Source organism: Nocardia sp. CWNU-33, from assembly GCF_046764895.1.
GTDB lineage: Bacteria > Actinomycetota > Actinomycetes > Mycobacteriales > Mycobacteriaceae > Nocardia.
The window spans coordinates 231,968-249,945 of sequence record NZ_JBKOQN010000008.1 but is presented as its reverse complement, the minus strand read 5'-3'; the positions used below and the strand labels follow the sequence as shown (position 1 = coordinate 249,945).

Annotated in this window: 15 protein-coding genes and 1 pseudogene; 7 read left to right on the top strand and 9 right to left on the bottom strand. The window is 66.4% G+C overall.

Annotation, left to right across the window (positions count from 1 at the left end):
* Positions 1 to 4 precede the first annotated feature (4 nt).
* Positions 5 to 814 (top strand): hypothetical protein, encoded by an 810-nt coding sequence (locus ACLMAL_RS13830; protein WP_411999425.1) that lies wholly within the window; start codon positions 5 to 7, stop codon positions 812 to 814.
* Positions 815 to 869: 55 nt separating this feature from the next.
* Here ACLMAL_RS13830 and tuf read toward each other — a convergent pair whose 3' ends face one another.
* The 3 genes from tuf to ACLMAL_RS13815 form a co-directional block, all read right to left on the bottom strand.
* The gene (tuf, locus tag ACLMAL_RS13825) at positions 870 to 2,051 is read right to left on the bottom strand and encodes an elongation factor Tu (protein WP_411999424.1); all 1,182 of its coding nucleotides are present in this window, start codon (positions 2,049 to 2,051) and stop codon (positions 870 to 872) included.
* 296 nt (positions 2,052 to 2,347) lie between these two features.
* Positions 2,348 to 4,159, bottom strand: a complete 1,812-nt coding sequence (locus ACLMAL_RS13820; RefSeq protein WP_411999423.1) for a protein kinase domain-containing protein — start codon at positions 4,157 to 4,159, stop codon at positions 2,348 to 2,350.
* A gap of 148 nt (positions 4,160 to 4,307) precedes the next feature.
* A complete protein-coding gene (locus ACLMAL_RS13815) occupies positions 4,308 to 5,774 on the bottom strand; it encodes a protein kinase domain-containing protein (protein ID WP_411999422.1) in 1,467 nt (488 codons plus the stop codon).
* Between the two features lie 150 nt (positions 5,775 to 5,924).
* Here ACLMAL_RS13815 and ACLMAL_RS13810 point away from each other — a divergent pair, with 150 nt between their 5' ends.
* From ACLMAL_RS13810 to ACLMAL_RS13795, 4 genes are all read left to right on the top strand, one after another.
* Positions 5,925 to 6,695, top strand: coding sequence for a deoxyribonuclease IV (locus ACLMAL_RS13810; RefSeq protein ID WP_406232672.1), 771 nt, complete (start codon positions 5,925 to 5,927; stop codon positions 6,693 to 6,695).
* Between the two features lie 129 nt (positions 6,696 to 6,824).
* A complete protein-coding gene (locus ACLMAL_RS13805; RefSeq protein WP_411999421.1) occupies positions 6,825 to 7,757 on the top strand; it encodes a TauD/TfdA dioxygenase family protein in 933 nt (310 codons plus the stop codon).
* A gap of 457 nt (positions 7,758 to 8,214) precedes the next feature.
* Positions 8,215 to 9,426, top strand: a complete 1,212-nt coding sequence (locus ACLMAL_RS13800) for a CaiB/BaiF CoA transferase family protein (protein ID WP_411999420.1) — start codon at positions 8,215 to 8,217, stop codon at positions 9,424 to 9,426.
* 531 nt (positions 9,427 to 9,957) lie between these two features.
* Positions 9,958 to 10,878 carry a hydroxymethylglutaryl-CoA lyase gene (locus tag ACLMAL_RS13795; protein WP_411999419.1) on the top strand — a complete coding sequence of 307 codons (921 nt, stop codon included), beginning with the start codon at positions 9,958 to 9,960 and terminating at the stop codon, positions 10,876 to 10,878.
* A 283-nt stretch (positions 10,879 to 11,161) separates the two neighbouring features.
* Here the strand turns inward: ACLMAL_RS13795 and ACLMAL_RS13790 are convergent, their stop codons facing one another.
* Together ACLMAL_RS13790 and ACLMAL_RS13785 are read right to left on the bottom strand one after the other, a co-directional pair.
* Positions 11,162 to 11,491: an MCE family protein gene (locus ACLMAL_RS13790; RefSeq protein WP_411999484.1), complete on the bottom strand. Its 330-nt coding sequence runs from the start codon at positions 11,489 to 11,491 to the stop codon at positions 11,162 to 11,164.
* A 97-nt stretch (positions 11,492 to 11,588) separates the two neighbouring features.
* Positions 11,589 to 12,005 (bottom strand): annotated as a pseudogene (locus ACLMAL_RS13785) (MlaD family protein); the annotation flags it as partial.
* A gap of 267 nt (positions 12,006 to 12,272) precedes the next feature.
* Here ACLMAL_RS13785 and ACLMAL_RS13780 point away from each other — a divergent pair.
* Positions 12,273 to 13,628 (top strand): cytochrome P450, encoded by a 1,356-nt coding sequence (locus ACLMAL_RS13780; RefSeq protein WP_411999418.1) that lies wholly within the window; start codon positions 12,273 to 12,275, stop codon positions 13,626 to 13,628.
* Between the two features lie 79 nt (positions 13,629 to 13,707).
* On the top strand, positions 13,708 to 14,289 hold the full coding sequence (locus ACLMAL_RS13775; RefSeq protein ID WP_328405515.1) for a TerD family protein: 582 nt from the start codon (positions 13,708 to 13,710) through the stop codon (positions 14,287 to 14,289).
* Between the two features lie 61 nt (positions 14,290 to 14,350).
* Here ACLMAL_RS13775 and ACLMAL_RS13770 read toward each other — a convergent pair whose 3' ends face one another.
* Genes ACLMAL_RS13770 through ACLMAL_RS13755 form a run of 4 tightly spaced genes read right to left on the bottom strand, consistent with a single transcriptional unit; the run spans position 14,351 to position 17,970 of the window.
* The gene (locus ACLMAL_RS13770) at positions 14,351 to 14,836 is read right to left on the bottom strand and encodes a glutathione peroxidase (RefSeq protein WP_411999417.1); all 486 of its coding nucleotides are present in this window, start codon (positions 14,834 to 14,836) and stop codon (positions 14,351 to 14,353) included.
* Entirely contained in the window at positions 14,833 to 16,065 is a 1,233-nt protein-coding gene (locus ACLMAL_RS13765; RefSeq protein ID WP_411999416.1) for a cytochrome P450, read from the bottom strand. The genes ACLMAL_RS13770 and ACLMAL_RS13765 overlap by 4 nt, the downstream gene beginning before the upstream one ends.
* A 33-nt stretch (positions 16,066 to 16,098) precedes the next feature.
* Positions 16,099 to 17,694, bottom strand: a complete 1,596-nt coding sequence (locus tag ACLMAL_RS13760; protein WP_411999415.1) for a succinic semialdehyde dehydrogenase — start codon at positions 17,692 to 17,694, stop codon at positions 16,099 to 16,101.
* Positions 17,695 to 17,730: 36 nt separating this feature from the next.
* The gene (locus ACLMAL_RS13755; RefSeq protein ID WP_411999414.1) at positions 17,731 to 17,970 is read right to left on the bottom strand and encodes a hypothetical protein; all 240 of its coding nucleotides are present in this window, start codon (positions 17,968 to 17,970) and stop codon (positions 17,731 to 17,733) included.
* Between the last annotated feature and the right edge of the window lie 8 nt (positions 17,971 to 17,978).

Below are 17,978 nucleotides of genomic sequence, written 5' to 3'. Positions count from 1 at the left end.
TTGGGTGAGTTGCGATTTCGGGGTAGCCCCGGCCGCTGATGTCGATACCGCCCTCGACGCACTCGAGCGGTACCGGCAGATGTGGGCTCATCCCTACAGTGGTGCCATCTCGCCCGACGTAGGTGAGTTCGTGGCCGAGGCCAACGGCCGCAGCAGTGCCGATGATCTGGTCGTCACCATTGCGGACTCCCGCGGAGCGGTCCTGCGCGCCACCGGGCCCGGCCGCAACCGGCATCTGCACACCGTGCTCGAGCTGACCAAGGATCGCGACCTGGCGGTTCTCGACGTGCAGACCGGGCATCTCTACGACCCACGCGGCCACGTCGAGGTCCTGGTCACCGTCGGTGACGGGCGGACGCTGCCATACCTCACCGCCCCGCTGCTGGAAGACCTCGTGGTCGCGGGAACCGACCCGGACGACCCCTTTCTGGTCGTGGCGCGCGACGACGACAACTACATCGGGGCGCGCCGCTACGAGTGGGTCTACGAACTCGAACACCGAGCGGGATCCGAGGCGGAGCATTTCCGGGTGTACACCACCATGCACACGGTGGTCCGTGCCGTCCTGTGGGCGTGGGCCTGCGGCGACCCCTCGTGGTCGATCGCCCTGCCGTGGCGTCGGGTCGACCCGGGATCGCCCGGGATCGAGGTGGCGTCAGGAGCGGAGATTCTGCTGGACGAACTGTCGTCCATGACAACCGGTCTGACCGTCGACAGACTCGCGCTGCTCGATACGTTCCTGTCGATGCGAGCCACCAGGGTGCCGACCCTGGATCCGGAATCGCACCTCCCGGACGACGATGCGGCACAGTAGAAATCGGCCGTAATGCGGGGAGCCGCATGAACATCGCGGCTCCCCGCATCGCCCGCTAGTCGGTGCTGAGCACCGTGCCCGCACCGACAGTGCGCCCGCCCTCGCGGATGACGAAGCCGAGGCCCGGCTCGAGCGGAACCGGGTGACCCAGTCGCACGGTCAGTTCGACCGTGTCGCCGGGGATCGCCATTCCGATGTCGTCGGGCAGGGTCACGTCGCCGACGACATCGCCGGTCCGCACGTAGAACTGCGGGCGGTAGCCGGAGGTGATCGGTGTGCGCCGACCACCCTCGGCCGTGCCGAGCAGGTACACGCGGGCGTTGAACCGGGTGTGCACCGCGATGCTGCCCGGCTCAACGACGACCTGGCCGCGACGGACCTGACCGCGCTGTACGCCGCGCAGCAGCAGCGCGACATTGTCGCCCGCTTCCGCGAACTCCATTGTCCGGCCGAAGGTTTCCACCCCGGTTACGACCGTGGTCAGCGCCTCGCCGTCGAGACCGAGCAGTTCCACCCGGTCACCGAGACGGACCCGGCCGCGCTCCACCGCACCGGTGACGACGGTGCCCCGACCGGTAATGGTCAGGACGTTCTCCACCGGCAGCAGGAACGGCGCGTCGGTGTACCGGACGGGGATCGGTACATGCGTGTCGACAGCGTCGAGCAGTTCGAGCAGCGCCGCGGTCCAGCGGTCCTCGCCCGCCAGCGCCCGCAACCCCGACACCCGCACGACCGGTAGTTCCGCGCCGGGGTAGCCCTGGGCGGTGAGCAGGTCACGGACCTCCAGCTCGATCAGGTCGAGCAGTTCCGGGTCGCCCGCGTCGGCCTTGTTGAGGGCGACGACGATGTGCTCGACGCCGACCTGACGGGCCAGCAGCACATGCTCGGCCGTCTGCGGCATCACGCCGTCCTGCGCGGAGACCACCAGGATGGCGCCGTCGAGCTGGGCGGCGCCGGTGATCATGTTCTTGACGAAGTCGGCGTGACCCGGCATGTCGATGTGCGCGTAATGCCGGGTGGCCGTTTCGTATTCGACATGCGCGATATTGATGGTGATACCGCGCAGCGCCTCCTCCGGCGCACGGTCGATGCGGTCGAAGGGTACGAAACTACCGCCGCCACGCTCGGCGAGCACCTTGGTGATCGCCGCCGTGAGGGTGGTCTTGCCGTGGTCGACGTGACCCATGGTGCCGATGTTGAGGTGCGGCTTGGTGCGGACATACGTCTTCTTGGACATGGGATTTCCCTGGTTTTCGAGATGGCGCGGCGGAACCTCTAGGACGGGTGACCTTCCCCGTCCGAGGTCCCGGGACATCCCGGGGAAGGTCAGCTTCGGGCGCCGTCGAGCTGCGCGGCAGCGGCTGCCGACGCTGCCAGGGCAGCCGCCATCGCGTCCGCGACTGCGGACTGCTGAGCGATGGCGAAGCCGAACATGTCGACCATCGTAGGATCCGGGACGGCTCCGGCGCGAAGCATTTTCGCCTTTCGCCGCGAGCCGAGCCCGAGAACCGCGGGATACGACGGGTTTTCGCGTTAGTTCAGCGGCGCCGTGCGCCACCAGCGCATGGCCTTCTCGATGCTGCCCGCGAGACCGTCGGTGTACATGGCGAACTGGGCGCGATCCTTGTCGCCGGTGAAGACGGTGATGATCTTGGGCCCGTCGTTCGTGTACTTGTAGTTCGTGTACGACATGCCGCCGTTGGTGTCGGTCGACTTGGTGTTCGTCGGCAGGGCGTTGACCATGGCCTGCACGTCAGCGGCGGATTCGTAGACGAAGATCGTGTAGAAGGGGTCCGGGTCGGCGGTCTCACCGCCGCCGTAGCAATCCCACTCGTAGAGCCACTTGCCGAAATCCGGTGAGCCGGTGGTCGGTGGCGACGGCGAGGTCGAATCGGCCGCGATGCAATGGGCGCCGTTGTAGCCGGTGTCGCCGGACTTGGACGTGGGCACCATGCGCCCGAATTCGGTGCTGATCGCTTCGATGCTCGGAGTCACCGTGCCGCTGTTGCTCGACGAGGACGACGTGGATGTGCTGGTGCTGGCGGTCGATGACGAATCGTCGGTGACGGTTCCGATAATGCCGAGAACCACCAGGATCAGCACCACCACGCCGAGGCTGATCCCGATGATGAGTCCGGTGTTGGACTTGTGTCGCGGCGGTTGACCGGGTGGGATCGGCCGCACGCCACCACCATTCGGCGGTCCGGGTGGTGTGTGGAAACCGAATGGGGGCTGCTGGTTGGTCGGCTGCTGGTACGGGTTCGGCTGCTGTTGGGCGGGGCCGGTCTGCATGGGCGGCTGCACCTGCGTGCCCGGCGGGGTGTTGGCAAGGGGTGGTCCGGTCAGCGGGTGTGCCCCGCTCGTACGCGGACCCGGCCCGTTGGCCACCGGAAACGGTGTTCCCGTCACGGGAATCGGCGGTGCGGTCTGCGGGCGAGGTCCGCCGGTCAGGGGAACGGCGGGCCCGGTGACGGGGCGTGGCCCGCCGACGACCGGCATCGACGGCACGCTCGGATTGGTGAGGGCGTGGCGTGCGGCGGCCGCGAACTCCGAACAGGAGGCGTACCTGTCCTCCGGTCGCTTGGCCATGGCCCTGGCGAGGACGCTGTCCAGTGCATAGGGCAGTCCGGGGCGGGCGCTGCTGAGCGCGGGCGGCGCGGCCTGCAGATGTCCTTGGATCACCGCGGCCGGGTTGGTCGCAGCGAAGGGGCCGGTGCCGGTGAACAGCCAGAACAATGAGCAGGCCAGCGAATACTGATCCGATCGGTGGTCCAGTGTGGCGCCGGTCAGCTGCTCGGGTGAGGCGTAGGCGAGCGTCGCGGTGAAGGTCCCGGTTTGGGTGAGATGGCCGGTGTCGTCACGCAGCCGGGCGATACCGAAGTCGGTCAGGTACACCCGTTCGCCGCGTCCCGCGCCCGAGCGGGCCAGCAGGATGTTCGCGGGCTTCACGTCGCGGTGTAGCACGCCCATGCCGTGGGCGTAGTCGAGCGCGTCCGCGGTCTCCTTGATGATCTGCACCGCCCGCTCCGGCGGCAGTGTCTTGGGATCCACCGACGCGGCATCGATGCCGTCGATGTACTGCATCGAGATCCACAGCTGCTCATCGTCGAGGCCGCGGTCGTACACCGTGACGATATTGGGGTGGTCGAGCTGGGCGACCAGATCCGCCTCCCGTTCGAACCGCGCCCGCACCTCCTTGTCGAAGAACATCTCTCTGTTCAACAGCTTCAGCGCCGTCATCCGCGGTAGCCGCGGATGTTTCGCCAGGTAGACCGAACCCATGCCACCGCGACCCAGTTGCCGATCGATGACATAGCCGGCGAAAACGTCACCGCTGGCCAGCATGTCTGCTCCACTTCCCGCCACGCATCGGGACCCACCGATGCGCAGACGTACAGCATAAGAACGCGCGATCGGCCCGACCCGTGCGCGAAAACATCGAAACCTTAGCAGTATTCGGGCAGCCCCAGCTCGCCCATTTTATAGCGAAAAGCTATGGCGGAGGAGGTGGTTCGGGCGGTTGCCGCCCGCCGCGCCGCGCCGAATCGGGTGGCGTCGACCTGGCCGGTCGCGCCCGAATATCGGGTAGCGCAATGGTTCCCGGACGCGGCTTCCGCCGCGGTGGCAGCGGCATCCGCGGTGCCGCCGAGCTCGGCTGCGGGTCGGCGGATCCGGCCGCCCCCTGCTGCTCGGGCGACACCTCGGTGTTGTGTGGTGCCGAGTGTGTGAGGTGTGGTGGCGTGGATTGCCGCGCGGTGGGAGACACGACGTGTGGTGAAACGGCTTGCGGGTGCGCCGTATACGCCGTTGTCGCCTGCGGCGGTGTGGGGTGTGGTGGCATGGATTGCTGTTGCGTGGCAGGAGATGCCGTATGCGTCGGAACGGCCTGCGGTTGCGCGGGGGACGCCCATGCAGGCTGCTGCGGTGCATGGTGTGGTGCGGCGTGATGAGGCGGCAGGCCATACGGTGCGGCGTGGTGTGATGGCGGCCCGTGCTGTGGTGCAGGGTGTGGTGGCAGATGGTTGGTCGGCGCGTGATGTGGCGGCGTCGTACCGACGGCCGGCCGGCCAGGTGCGGGGTGTGCGGTGTGCGGTAATCCGTTCGGAGGGTGCGGGTGTTGCGGTCCGCTGGACGAGAGCGCCCATCGTGCTGCTGCCGCGAACTCCGAGCAGCTGCCGAACCGGTCTGTCGATCGTTTGGCCAGCGCCCGCGCGAGTACTCCGTCCAGTGCGGGTGGAATGCCCGGCCTGGTGTGGCATACCGACGGCACCGGTCGGTAGAGATGGCCGTTGATGACCGCGGCCGGATTGCCGCCGGAGTACGGTCCGACGCCGGTCAGCATCCAGAACAGGGTGCAGGCGAGCGCGTATTGATCGGCCCGATCGTCCAGTGGCAGCCCGAGCAACTGTTCGGGTGCGGCATAGGCGAGGGTGGCGGTGATCGAGCCTGCCGAGCTCAGCGTGGTGTCGCTGTCGCGCACGCCCGCGATGCCGAAATCGGTGAGCAGCACCCGTTCGGGCTGTCCGATCGGCGCTTTGGCCAGCAGGATGTTGGCCGGTTTCACGTCACGGTGCAGCACGCCGTTGGCGTGCGCGAAATCCAATGCCTTGGCCGTGTCGCCCACGATTTGCACCGCTCGACCCGGCGCGAGCACATTCACATCCGCGCAGGATGCGTCCGCCCCGGGAACGAACTGCATGGAGATCCACAGCTGCTCGTCCTCCGCGCCGCGGTCGTAGACGGTCACGATATTGGGATGGTCGAGCCGGGCGACCAGGTCGGCCTCGCGCTCGAAGCGGCCGCGGATTTCGGTGTCGCTGTAGAGCTCCGGGTTCAGCAGCTTCAACGCGGTCAGCCGCGGCAGCCGCGGATGCTTGGCCAGATAGACGGTGCCCATGCCGCCTTGGCCGAGCACGCGCTGGATGGCATAGCCCGCGAAGACGTCGCCTTTGCGCAACACAGTGGATTCACCCCCCTCATCGGGTCGAGCACCTGGATCCTACCGATGTATCTCTATGCGCCGCCTCGATGCAACAGACTCGTTGTGCGGTCATTCGGCCTATGTATCGGTTGCTCCCGGCTTGTCGGTGCCAGTCGATAAAGTGGCCCCATGCGCATTGGAGCACACGTCCGGCTCGACAGCGATCCGATCGGTTTCGGTGAGAAACTCGGCGCCGATGTCATCCAGCTGTTCGTCGTCGATCCACAGAGCTGGGACAAGCCGACCCCACATCCACGGACCGAGGAGATCCTCGCGAGTCCGATCGACGTGGTCGTGCACTCGTCGTATCAAATCAATGTGGCGAGTCTGAACAACCGGCTGCGGATGCCGTCGCGCAACGCGGTGGCGCAGCAGGCGAAGGCCGCGGCGGATCTCGGTGCCTTCGGCCTGGTGGTGCACGGCGGCCACGTCCGCTCCGATGCCGAGATCGACACCGGAATCGATAACTGGCGCAAGCTGTTCGAACGCCAGCAGGACAAGGGCGGCTTCGCGGTGCCCATTCTGATCGAGAACACTGCGGGCGGAAACCATGCCATGGCCAGGCATTTCGATTCGATTGCCCGGCTGTGGGACGCGGTCGGCGAATACGGCGCCGGCTTCTGCCTCGACACCTGCCACGCCTGGGCGGGCGGCGAAGAGCTCGTCGGCGTCGTCGAACGGATCAAGGCGATCACCGGTCGAATCGATCTGGTGCACTTGAACTCTTCGCGCGACGAGTTCGATTCCGGCGCCGACCGGCACGCCAACTTCGCCGACGGCACCATCGACCCGCAGCTGCTCGCCGAGGTGTGCCGCACCGCCGACGCTCCGGTAATCCTCGAAACCCCCGCGGAAGGCGTCGCCGACGATCTCGCCTACCTGCGTGAACATGTGAGCTGACGCCGCGCGAGCGCCTATTGCGCGCGCACTGCAATTGTGATCATGGCGACGGAAACCCTCGTTGGCGGGGCAGTTCGGGTGATGTGCTCAACAGCGCATCAATCAGCCTCGAACAGCGAAGGTGATCTCATGACGGTCGACTACGCCACTCCCGCTACCACCTCGGTGACCAAGCTCGGTGCCCACATCGGTGCTCAGATCAACAATGTCCGGCTCGGCGGCGACCTGGACTCGGCGACGGTCGAGGTGATCCGGCGTGCACTGCTCGAGCACAAGGTGATCTTCTTCCGCGGCCAGGACCACCTGGACGAGGACGGGCAGTACGCCTTCGCGGAGCTGCTCGGCAGCCCGACCACGCCGCACCCGACGGTCACCTCGCACGGCGTCAAGAGCCTGGCCATCGATTCCGAGCACGGCCGCGCCAACAGCTGGCACACCGACGTCACCTTCGTCGACCGGATCCCGAAGGCCTCGATCCTGCGCGCGGTGCACCTGCCGTCCTACGGCGGTTCGACCACCTGGGCCTCCACCGTCGCCGCATACAACTCGTTGCCCGAGCCGCTCAAGCGGCTGGCCGAGAACCTGCGCGCCGTGCACACCAACGTCTACGACTATGCCGCCCGCAACGTCGACAAGTCGACCCCCAACACCGAGGCCTACCGTGCCGAGTTCCAGTCGAGCTACTACGAGACCGAGCACCCGGTGGTGCGGGTGCACCCCGAGACCGGCGAGCGCGCCCTGCTGGTCGGCCACTTCGTCAAGCATTTCGTCGGCCTGTCCAGCACCGAGTCGCAGGCCCTCTTCCGCCTGTTCCAGGACCGGGTGACCCGGCTGGAAAACACCACCCGCTGGAACTGGGCCCCCGGTGACGTCGCCATCTGGGACAACCGCGCCACCCAGCACTACGCCATCGACGACTACGACGACCAGCCCCGCAAGCTGACCCGCATCACCCTCGCCGGCGACGTCCCCGTCGGCGTCGACGGCACCGCGAGCACCATCCTCGCCGGCAACGCCGAGCACTACTCGACCATCGACGAGCCGGTGCGCCTGGCCTCCTGACACGCGCAGCCACAACTACACCCGAACCCCCGCCCCGGGGCCGGTCCGAGTCGATCGTCGAGTGGCACATCATTGAGGGGGCCTCTCGACCTTCGTCGCTGTTCGGTGCCGGTCGCCGGGTGGGCGGACGCGGTGGGGCGAGCGTGGTCAGTGTCGCCCCGGGTGGCATCGAGTCGGGCATCACCCACTTCACCCGAGGCCACCTCCCCCAGAACTCCGACTGGTCCCTGTTCGGTCGCCTGAAGCTGCCTGCCAAGTTCGTGATCGGGGTCGAGGGCCCCGCTGTTTGCCGTAGTCAGGTGCCGCTGGCGCGCCGGGCGGGCGACCTGGCTGTCTGGCCGGTGGTGGAGGATCGAGTGACGCAGCCCTGGGTGCTCCCGACGTTTGCCGCAGCTGTGTGCCACTCGCGCGTCGGGTCGGCGGGTGGTGGAGATGGGGATAGGCCACACTGGTGGCCATGAGTATTGGGCCGTTGGACGGGGTGCGCGTCCTCGAACTCGGCAATTACATCGCCGCGCCGACCGCGGGACGCATCCTCGGTGACTTCGGTGCCGAGGTCATCAAGGTGGAGCGGCCCAAGGTCGGGGACGAGTTGCGCAACTGGCGGCTCTATGGCGGCGACACCTCGATGCTGTATCGCACCGTCAATCGCAACAAGAAGTCGATCACCCTTGATCTACGCACCGAGGCGGGGCGTGGCATTGTGCTCGATCTGATCCGCCGGTGCGATGTGCTGCTGGAGAATTTCCGACCGGGCATGCTCGAGAAATGGGGTCTCGGGCCCGAGGTGTTGAACGAGGTCAATCCCGATCTGGTGATCACTCGCATCTCCGCATACGGGCAGACCGGGCCGATGGCGTCGCGGCCCGGCTTCGCCGCCGTCGCCGAGGCTGTCGGTGGCTTGCGTGAACTCGTCGGCGACCCGGATCGGCCGCCGGTGCGTACCGGCGTCTCCATCGGTGATTCCATCGCGGGGATCTACGCGGCGTTCGGCACGGTGATGGCGCTGTTCCAGCGCACGCAGCGGGCCGAGTCGATTCCGCTCGGTGAGCGCATCATCGATGTCGCCCTCAACGAGGCGATTCTGTCGGTGATGGAATCGCTGGTGCCGGACTACCTTGCCTACGGCATCAACCGGGAACGCGTCGGCGGCCGGATGGAAGGCATCGCACCGAGCAACGCCTACCCGTGTCGCGACGGCGTCAGCATCATCATCGGCGGCAACGGTGACGCCATCTTCCAGCGCTATATGGCCGTGATCGGCCGCCCGGACCTGGCCGCCGACCCCGACCTGCAGGACAACGCGGGCCGCTGGCGCAACCGTGAGCGGCTGGACGCCTCGATCGCCGAGTGGACGGTCACCCATACCCGCGAAGAGGCCCTGAAGCTGCTCGATGCGGCCGCCATTCCGTGCGGCCCTATCTACACCGCCGCCGACATCGTCGCCGACGAACAGTACAAAGCGCGCAACATGATCCAGCCCTTCCCCGTGGATGTCGGCGCCTCGCAACCGAAAACGGTCGGCTTCACCGGCATCGTGCCGGTGATCGGCGAGCAGTCGCTGCCCATCCGCAATGTCGGCCCCGATCTCGGTGCGCACACACGCGAGGTGCTGTCGGAACTGCTCGGCATGAGCGACGCCGACATCGATGCGCTGGAGGGGTCATGACCGCCGCACGTCCCGAGTGCGCTCCCGCGAGGGAAGCGTGGTCGATCAGATGTGGCGCTTCCAGTCGCCGGATATGGATGCCGCGTCCGATGGTGCGCGTACACGACAAGGAACACCGAACCCGATCGACCACTTCCAGTGGGTGTCGGCCGGCGGATTGCGGGCCCATCTCGTCACCATCGACGCAGACCGCGTACCGCACGTCCGCTCCCTATGGAAACGCCGACCGCGAACGTGCGCGTCACGAACGTGCGGCAGTCATGGGAAATGGTCACGCAACGGTGGTGCCGGCCGGACGCGGGACCTCCCGCGAGACACAGGCAGGCGTCGTGAGGGACAATCGCGCAGTGCTTGTACTGGAGGCCTCATGACTCGTCGGGTGTATGGCCGCAGGCGGCCACCTGGGCGTTCGGCATATGAGCTGCGCGCCCCGACACCTCGCCGACCCACCGTGCATCCCAACCCGGCGGTGGGAAACGGGAAGCCGTGCGGTGGCGTGATGTGTGTGCCGCAGGAAGTGCGCGAGAAGAAATGACGGTGCTGACCGAGTCGGTGCTGCGCGATGTGACGCTGCGCGACGGACTTCAGCTCACCGGCAAGGTGCTTCCGGTGGAACACAAGGTCGACATCGTCCGGCGCCTGCTCGCGCTCGGCGTGCCCGCTCTGGAGATCGGCTCCATGGCCCGCCCGGATCTGGTGCCACCGATGGCCAACACTATGGACCTCATCGCGGCGCTGACTCCCGAAGAGCTGCGACACTGCTGGGTCTGGGTGGCCACACCCCGGCACGTCGAAAAAGCGGCGGCCGCCGGCGTGCGCAACTTCCAATACTGCTTCTCCGCTTCGGACGCGCACAACAAGGCGAATATCGGCCGCAGCACCGAGGACAGCGTCGCGGCCATGCCCGACGCGGTCCGCCTCGCCCACGAAGCGGGCGGCGAAATCCAACTCTGCCTGGCCACCAGCTTCACCTGCCCGTTCGACGGCCCGGTAGATCCGGAACGAGTCCTCGCCATCGCCAACGACCCGCGCACCGAAGGCGCTAGCGACATCGTCATCGCCGACACCCTCGGCCAGGCCGACCCGGCTCGGGTAACCGCCCTCATCTCCGCGGTCCGCGACCGAACCCCGCACCGCCGCATCGTCTTCCACGGCCACGACACCTGGGGCATGGGCGTAGCCAACACCCTCGCCGCGCTCGGAGCAGGCGCCACCATGGTCGACGGCTCACTAGGCGGTCTGGGCGGCTGCCCCTTCGCCCCCGGCGCCAGCGGCAACACCGCCACCGAAGACATCCTCTTCGCCACCCGCCCCACCTGGTTCACCCCCACCACCCTGGCCGCCCTGGTCGAACTCTCCGAAGATCTCCTGACAGACCTCGGAGAACCCAACCGCTCCCGCACCGCCGAGGGCGCGCGCTCGAAAGCCGAAGCCTTCGAATGGGTCATCTGACCCGAGCGTGAAATAGCGGCGCGCAGTAACTCGCGGTATCTCGCAGACAAGGATCCGCACAAGGGTATCTTCTGCAAGAAACCGCGCCACGGACAGTGAAAAGCAGCCCGACAACCCCAGCCCGAACGTAGCGACTCTGAGTAGTCGTTGGCGCCGGTGCCGCACAGTTGGATGACACCCCCGTGCAGGCCTGTCCGAGGAGGATGTGCCGCCCACTGCACTACCGGGCAGTGCTGGGCGCGTCGTGTGCCGTACCCGGCTTCCTCTTCCGCAGCCTGCGTAGTCAGGCACACAGCTTCCAGCATGAGCACTCCTCGGCGAGGGGCATGAGTTTGCCGAGTGCGTTGACGACGCAATCCAGCCCTGGCGCATAGGCATACAGCAACGCGGTCGTCGGACGGAAGAGCTGGAGCGACGCAATCAACGACGGTTCGCTCTGCCGGAGCGCACTACCTGTGGTGTCCGTGACGCCGACGAGGTTCAGCAGTACCGCGTCGAGATCCGACTGTCGGTCGGTGATCGTCGCACTCGTGGTGGTGGCATTTTCCGCCGTGCGCAATAGATCTCCGACGGTGTCGGCGTACAGGCCGGTGACATCGGCCGTGGCGGCCAGATCCCGTCGCAGCGCGGGCAGGCTCGGATTTGATCTCGCGCAGATAGGAATCCGTGTGCGCCAGTGTCTCGCCGAGCTTGTCGCCGCGCCCTTGCAATGCGGTGCTCAGTGCATTCATGGCGACGTTGAGCTTGCCGGGCTCGACCTTCGCAAGGAGGTCGGCGAGATGGTCGATCAGCGTATTGAACTCGACAGTGACCGCCTCGGCCCTCACCTGCGCGCCGGGTCGCAGTGGACGGCCCGAAGGGTGTTCCGGAACAAGGAAATTCACATACTTCGCACCGAAGACGGTGGTGGAGTGGATGTCCACCCTCGCGTTGTCCGGGATGAGCCGCAGCAACTCGGGGTCGAGATCCAGCCGCAGCCGCGCCCGGTCCTCCGCTCGGGAGACCGCCGCCACCCGGCCGATCTCGACGCCGCGGTACTTCACCCTGGCATCTGGGTCGAGCACCAGTCCGGCGCGCGGCACGTCGACGGTGACCGACGCGGTCGAGATGTACCTGCCCGAATACATCGACAGCACAGTGGCAATGACGATGGCCATCGAGAGAATCAGGGCAGCACCGGCAATTTTCCGGCGTAATGCCCGCCAGATGCTTCGGGCGATTATCAATCGCGGCCCATCGGTCTGTTGCTTCGAATGCATTACTCACCTGCCTGGAGAGGGGCGCGTCGTTGCCCCGCTCGCAGTGCCGGATTGCTTGCCCGGCCTTACATGTCGTAGTAGTGTCCAGACACGTGTCCATCGTACGTCTGGACAGCTATACCGGGAGGATTTCCAATGACCCTGGTCAAACCACGGCGGGTTTCCGGAGGCGAGCACGAACACGGCCACCTCGACGAATTTCGGGTCGATCCACTGGCCTTGATGCGCCGAGTCCGGGCCGAATGCGGCGATGTCGGGTCGTTCGACTTGGCCGGACGGCGCGTCATCATGCTGTCGGGCGCCGAGGCCAACGAGTTCTTCTTCCGCTCCGGCGACGAGGATCTGGATCAGGGCGCTGCCTACCCGTTCATGAAACCGATCTTCGGCGCGGGCGTTGTCTTCGACGCCAGCCCCGAGCGGCGCAAGGAGATGCTGCACAACCAGGCGCTACGCGGCGAGCAGATGCGCGGGCACGCCGCGACGATCGAGCGCGAGGTGGAGCGGATGCTCGCGCGCTGGGGCGACGCCGGCGAGATCGACCTGCTCGATTTCTTTGCCGAACTGACCATCTACACGTCCTCGGCCTGCCTGATCGGGACCAGATTCCGTGACGAACTCGACGACCGCTTCGCGCGGCTCTACCACGATCTGGAGCGGGGCACCGACGCACTGGCCTACGTGGACCCCTACGCGACGATCGAAAGCTTCCGTCGCCGCGACGAGGCGCGCCGCGAACTCGTCGACCTGGTACAGGGCATCATGGACGGCCGCGTCGCGAACCCGCCTGCGCACAAAGCGGAACGCGACATGCTCGACATCCTGATCATCATCACCGACGAGCACGGCAATCCGCGCTTCAGCGCCAGCGAGATCACCGGCATGTTCATCTCGATGATGTTCGCGGGCCACCACACCACCTCCGGCACCGCCGCCTGGACCGTGATCGAACTACTCCGGCACCCCAATCTGCTGACCAGGGTTGTCGACGAGCTCGACGAGTTGTACGCCGACGGTTCGGAAGTCAGTTTTGCCGCGCTGCGCCGGATTCCGCAGCTCGAGGCAGTGCTGAAGGAGACACTGCGACTGCATCCGCCGCTGATCATCCTGATGCGCGTCGCCAAGGGCGAATTCGAGGTCTGCGGGCATCGGATCGTGGAAGGCGACCTGGTCGCCGCCACTCCCGCCATCTCCAACCGCATCCCCGAGGACTTCCCGAACCCGGAGGACTTCGATCCGGACCGCTATATCGACCCCAATCAGGCAGACATCGTCAACCGCTGGACGTGGATTCCGTTCGGCGCGGGACGGCATCGCTGTGTCGGCGCGGCGTTCGCGCTGATGCAGCTGAAGGCCATTTTCTCGATCCTGTTGCGCGACTGGGAGTTCGAGATGGCCCAGCCCTCCGACAGCTACCGCAACGATCACAGCAAGATGGTGGTGCAGCTACAGCAGCCGTGCACCGTCCGCTACCGCAGGCGTCAAAAGCCCTAGACGGCGCACACCTTGCTCGGGTGTGAGCAGGAACATTCTGCGCCGCATCGGGATACGGATCACTTGTACTGTGAAACGCATGATCACGCTCAAAAAAGAAGATGGCGCCGCGGATCTCAACGGCATCACCAAACTGACGGTCGGGGTGAGCTGGGATCCGTCGGCGGGCACGAGTGGCGGTGCGATGGGGCTGCTGCGCCGCAAACGCGGGGTGGACCTGGATCTGATCGCCATCCTCATGCAAGGCGCCGAGCCGGTGCGTTTCGCCGGCCTGGACTCCCTGGACCCGATGGGCAACGGTTCGGTCCAGCACACCGGTGACGAGCAGACCGGCGCCGCCTCCGGCGACGACGAATCGGTGCACGTCACCTTCGCCGATGTGCCCGGCGGCATCGACGCCATCGTGTTCGTGGCCGCTGCCTTCAAGAAGGGCAGCTCGTTCGAGAAGGCCAACAACATTTCGTTCAAGGTGTACGACGCGACCGGCGGCAGCGCCGAACAGGTCGCCGACATCTGGCCGTCGCTGCTGGGCAACGACAACGCCAATGCGGTCGCACGGGCCTTCCGCTCCGGCGCGGGCTGGCAGTTGGAAGTCCTCAACCGCAAGGGCCAGATCAAGCAGGGTGACAAGCAGGCCCTGCTGCGCTTCGCCATGGCATAGACACAGCAAAGCCGGAGTCGAGCGGTGCGTCACCCTCGATTCCGGCTCGGCCGAAAGATGTTTACAGAGCCGCTTCGATGGCGTTGATGACTGCCGCGGAGTCGGGTTCGGTCCGTGGCCGGAACCGGCCGATCACCTTGCCGTCCCGATCGATGAGGAACTTCTCGAAGTTCCACTGGATGTCACCGCTGGTGCCGTCCGCGTCCGCGGTGTCGACCAGCTCGCTGTAGAGCGGGTGCCGGTCCTCGCCGTTGACGTCGGTCTTCTCCAGCAGCGGGAAATCCACACCGTAGGTGGTGGCGCAGAATTCCTGGATCTCCTCGGCCGTGCCGGGTTCCTGACCCATGAACTGGTTGCTCGGCACTCCGATCACGGTGAATCCGCGCGGTCCGTAGGTCTTCTGCAGCTCGACCAGCCCGGAATACTGCGGCGTCAGCCCGCACTTCGAAGCCACGTTGACCAGCAGCACAGCGTGGTCCCCGGCGAGCTCGCCCAGGGTCGTCGCGTCGCCGGACAGCGTGCGCAATGGAATATTTCGAAGGCTCACTCGTATCGCACCTGCCACTTCTTGATTCCGTTGATCCACCCCGAGCGCAACCGTACCGGATCCGACACCTGCGTGATCTTGGGCATCACATCGGCGATGGCGTTGAACATCAGGTCGATCTCCAGGCGCGCCAGGTTCGCACCGACGCAGTAGTGCGCACCGGTGCCGCCGAAGCCGACGTGCGGGTTCGGGTTGCGCAGCACATCGAAGGTGAAGGGGTCGTCGAAGGCGTCTTCGTCGAAGTTCGCCGAGCTGTAGAAGAGCCCCAGCCGCTGTCCCTTCTTGATCTGCCGGTCCCCGAGCACGGTGTCCTGCGTCGCGGTGCGCTGGAAGGCCGTGACGGGGGTGGCCCAGCGGACGATCTCGTCGGGCGCGGTCCGCGGTCGCTGCTGCTGGTAGAGCTCCCATTGGTCGGGGTTGTCCACGAACGCCTTCATGCCATGGGTGATGGCATTGCGGGTGGTCTCGTTCCCCGCCACCGCGAGCAGGATCACGAAGAACCCGAACTCGTCGGAGCCGAGGTGCTCACCGTCGACGTCGGCATTGACCAGTTGGCTGACGATGTCCTCGGCCGGGCAGCCGCGGCGCTGCTCGGCCATGTTCCAGGCGTAGCCGAGCAGTTCGGCCGAGGCCATGGTGGAGGCCGAGGTGGTGTCGCCGTACTGCGGGTCGTCGTAGTTGAGGGTCTGATTGGTCCAGTCGAAGAGCTTGCGCCGATCGGCCTCCGGGACGCCGAGCAGTTCCGCGATCGCCTGCAACGGCAGTTCGACGGCAACCTGCTGGACGAAATCACCGCCGCCGGACTTCTTGGCCGCGTGCACGATGGCGGCGGCGCGTTCGGTCAACGCCGCCCGCAGACCCTCTACCGCACGCGGGGTGAATCCTTTCGACACGACCCGCCGGGTCTTGGTGTGCTTGGGCGGATCCATATTCACCAGCAGCGCACCGGTCACCGCCATCTGCTCCGGAGTGGTGTCATTGGGCAGCCGGATGATGGATCCCTTCTCCTGGGAGGAGAACAGTTCCGGATTCCGCGAGATCTCCTTGACATCGTCGAGTTTGCTGACCACCCAGTACCCGCCGTCGCGGAAGCCGCCCGAGGTGTCGTCGGATTGCACGTTCCACCACACCGGCGCGGTGCGGCGCAGCCATGCGAATTCCTCGACCGGCCTTCGGTTTTCCCACAGCGCGGGGTCGGTGAAATCGAAGCCTGCCGGCAATGTCGCCATGGTTGCCTCCTCGGGGGATAGAACGAGATGCGCTCAGCGCAGCCGGGTTCGGCGCATGAGCCGCAGCGTCGTCAGGGTGATCTTCAGTTGCTTCTCGTAGGGCATGCCCGCACGGGCGTTGAGCACCTGACGCTTCTGGACGCCGACGTTCACGGTGTCGGTGTACTTGAGCAGGCCTTGATCACCGTGTCGGGTGCCGACGCCGGACTGCTTCACGCCGCCCGACGGTGTGGCCTTGGCGGCATAGGTGGCCACGAAGCCGTCGTTGATATTGATGTTGCCGGCTTCCAACTGATCGGCAATGCGGTTGGCATGGGCCAGGTTTCGGCTCCACACGCTCGCGTTCAGGCCATAGTTGGTGTCGTTGGCGAGCTGGATCGCCTCTTGCTCGTCGCTGAACCGGTACACGCTGACCACCGGGCCGAAGGTCTCCATGGTCGCGTGCGTCATCTCGGGTGTGACGTCGGTCAGCACGGTGGGCTCGTAGAAGGCGGGTCCGATGTCCGGGCGCGCTTTGCCGCCGGTCAGCACTGTGGCGCCCTTCGCGCGGGCGTCGTCCACATGGGCCGCGACGCGTTTCATGTGCTCGACCGACACCAGCGAGCCGAATTCCGGTGTGTAGTCGTAGGCCGCGCCGATCTTCGAACCCAATTCTTCTGCCGCCGTGACCAATCGGCGCACGAATTCGTCGTAGTGGCGATCGTGTACGTAGATCCGCTCGATGTGCATACAAGCCTGGCCGGAGTTCGCGAACACCGCGAATGCCGCGCCCGGAATGACGTCGTCGAGATTCGCGTCGTCGAGCACGATCATCGGGTTCTTGCCGCCCAGTTCCAGGCTGCAACCGATCAGGTTGCGGCCCGCGCCTTCGCCGACGATCCGGCCGGTCGCGGTCGAGCCGGTGAACATCACGAAGTCGGCGTTATCGATCAGCGTCGGGCCCACCTCGGGGCCTTCGCCGCAGACGACTTGGAACAGTCCGCGCGGCAGCCCGGCGCGATAGAGCAATTCCACTCCGAACAGCGCACACAGTGCGGTCTTGTTGTCCGGCTTGAGGACGACGCCGTTGCCCGCCATCAACGCGGGCATCGCATCCGACAGCGCGATCGCGAACGGGAAATTCCACGGCGCGATGACCGCGACGACGCCTTTCGGGCGGTGTTGTTCGGTGGAGCCGGTCAGCAATGGCATCGGGCCGCCGCGCCGGACCGGCCGCAGCACCCGCTTTGCGGTCTTGAGGTAGTGGCTGATGACCATCGGTACGTCGCAGGATTCCTCGACGGCCATGCGGCGGGTCTTGCCGCAGCCGATCTGGATGAGGTCGGCGATGGTTTCGTGCTCGGCCAGCAACAGTTCGTGCGCGCGCTCGAAAACGCGCAGTCTGCGCCGCAGCGGCCAGGCGGCCCATTCTTTCTGTGCGGCGCGGGCGGTCGCGTAGGCGGCGGCGATGTCCGCGGGCGTCGACTGCGGTAGTTCGCCGACCACCGCTCCGGTGTAGACCTCGAGCATCTGGTACGGCGCTGCGGCATCGTCGGCGGCGACCATCCCGGTCAGCCTGCCGATCAACGCCTCGGTGATCCGGGCGGGCAGGGTGCTCGCCGACTCTGTGGTCGTTTCGGTTGTGCTCATCGGATTCTCCCAAGGACAACGGCGGATACGTCCGAATTAGAACACGTTCTCGTTGTCGTGACCAGGCTGTTCGCGCAGATAGACCACATCAAAGGCCCGGTTGCCGCTGCCGATCAGGGTGACCGACCCCTCCCGCTCGGCCCGAGCTCGATCGTCGGTGACCACCACCCGGGTGCCGTCGACGGTCTTGAACAGCCTGCCGGTCTTCTCCTCGTCCTTGTAGTAGCCGATCGGCACCGCCCCGGTCTTGGCCAGCCACCCCGCTGCGTCCGTCACTCTTTCGG

Bases quoted from the DNA above. Each gene is read 5' to 3' on its own strand.
- tuf (WP_411999424.1), bottom strand. From the start codon at position 2,051: ATGTCCAAGAAGACGTATGTCCGCACCAAGCCGCACCTCAACATCGGC.
- ACLMAL_RS13800 (WP_411999420.1), top strand. From the start codon at position 8,215: ATGAGTATTGGGCCGTTGGACGGGGTGCGCGTCCTCGAACTCGGCAAT.
- ACLMAL_RS13795 (WP_411999419.1), top strand. From the start codon at position 9,958: ATGACGGTGCTGACCGAGTCGGTGCTGCGCGATGTGACGCTGCGCGAC.
- ACLMAL_RS13820 (WP_411999423.1), bottom strand. From the start codon at position 4,159: ATGCTGGCCAGCGGTGACGTTTTCGCCGGCTATGTCATCGATCGGCAA.
- ACLMAL_RS13775 (WP_328405515.1), top strand. From the start codon at position 13,708: ATGATCACGCTCAAAAAAGAAGATGGCGCCGCGGATCTCAACGGCATC.
- ACLMAL_RS13765 (WP_411999416.1), bottom strand. From the start codon at position 16,065: ATGGCGACATTGCCGGCAGGCTTCGATTTCACCGACCCCGCGCTGTGG.
- ACLMAL_RS13780 (WP_411999418.1), top strand. From the start codon at position 12,273: ATGACCCTGGTCAAACCACGGCGGGTTTCCGGAGGCGAGCACGAACAC.
- ACLMAL_RS13760 (WP_411999415.1), bottom strand. From the start codon at position 17,694: ATGAGCACAACCGAAACGACCACAGAGTCGGCGAGCACCCTGCCCGCC.
- ACLMAL_RS13805 (WP_411999421.1), top strand. From the start codon at position 6,825: ATGACGGTCGACTACGCCACTCCCGCTACCACCTCGGTGACCAAGCTC.
- ACLMAL_RS13810 (WP_406232672.1), top strand. From the start codon at position 5,925: ATGCGCATTGGAGCACACGTCCGGCTCGACAGCGATCCGATCGGTTTC.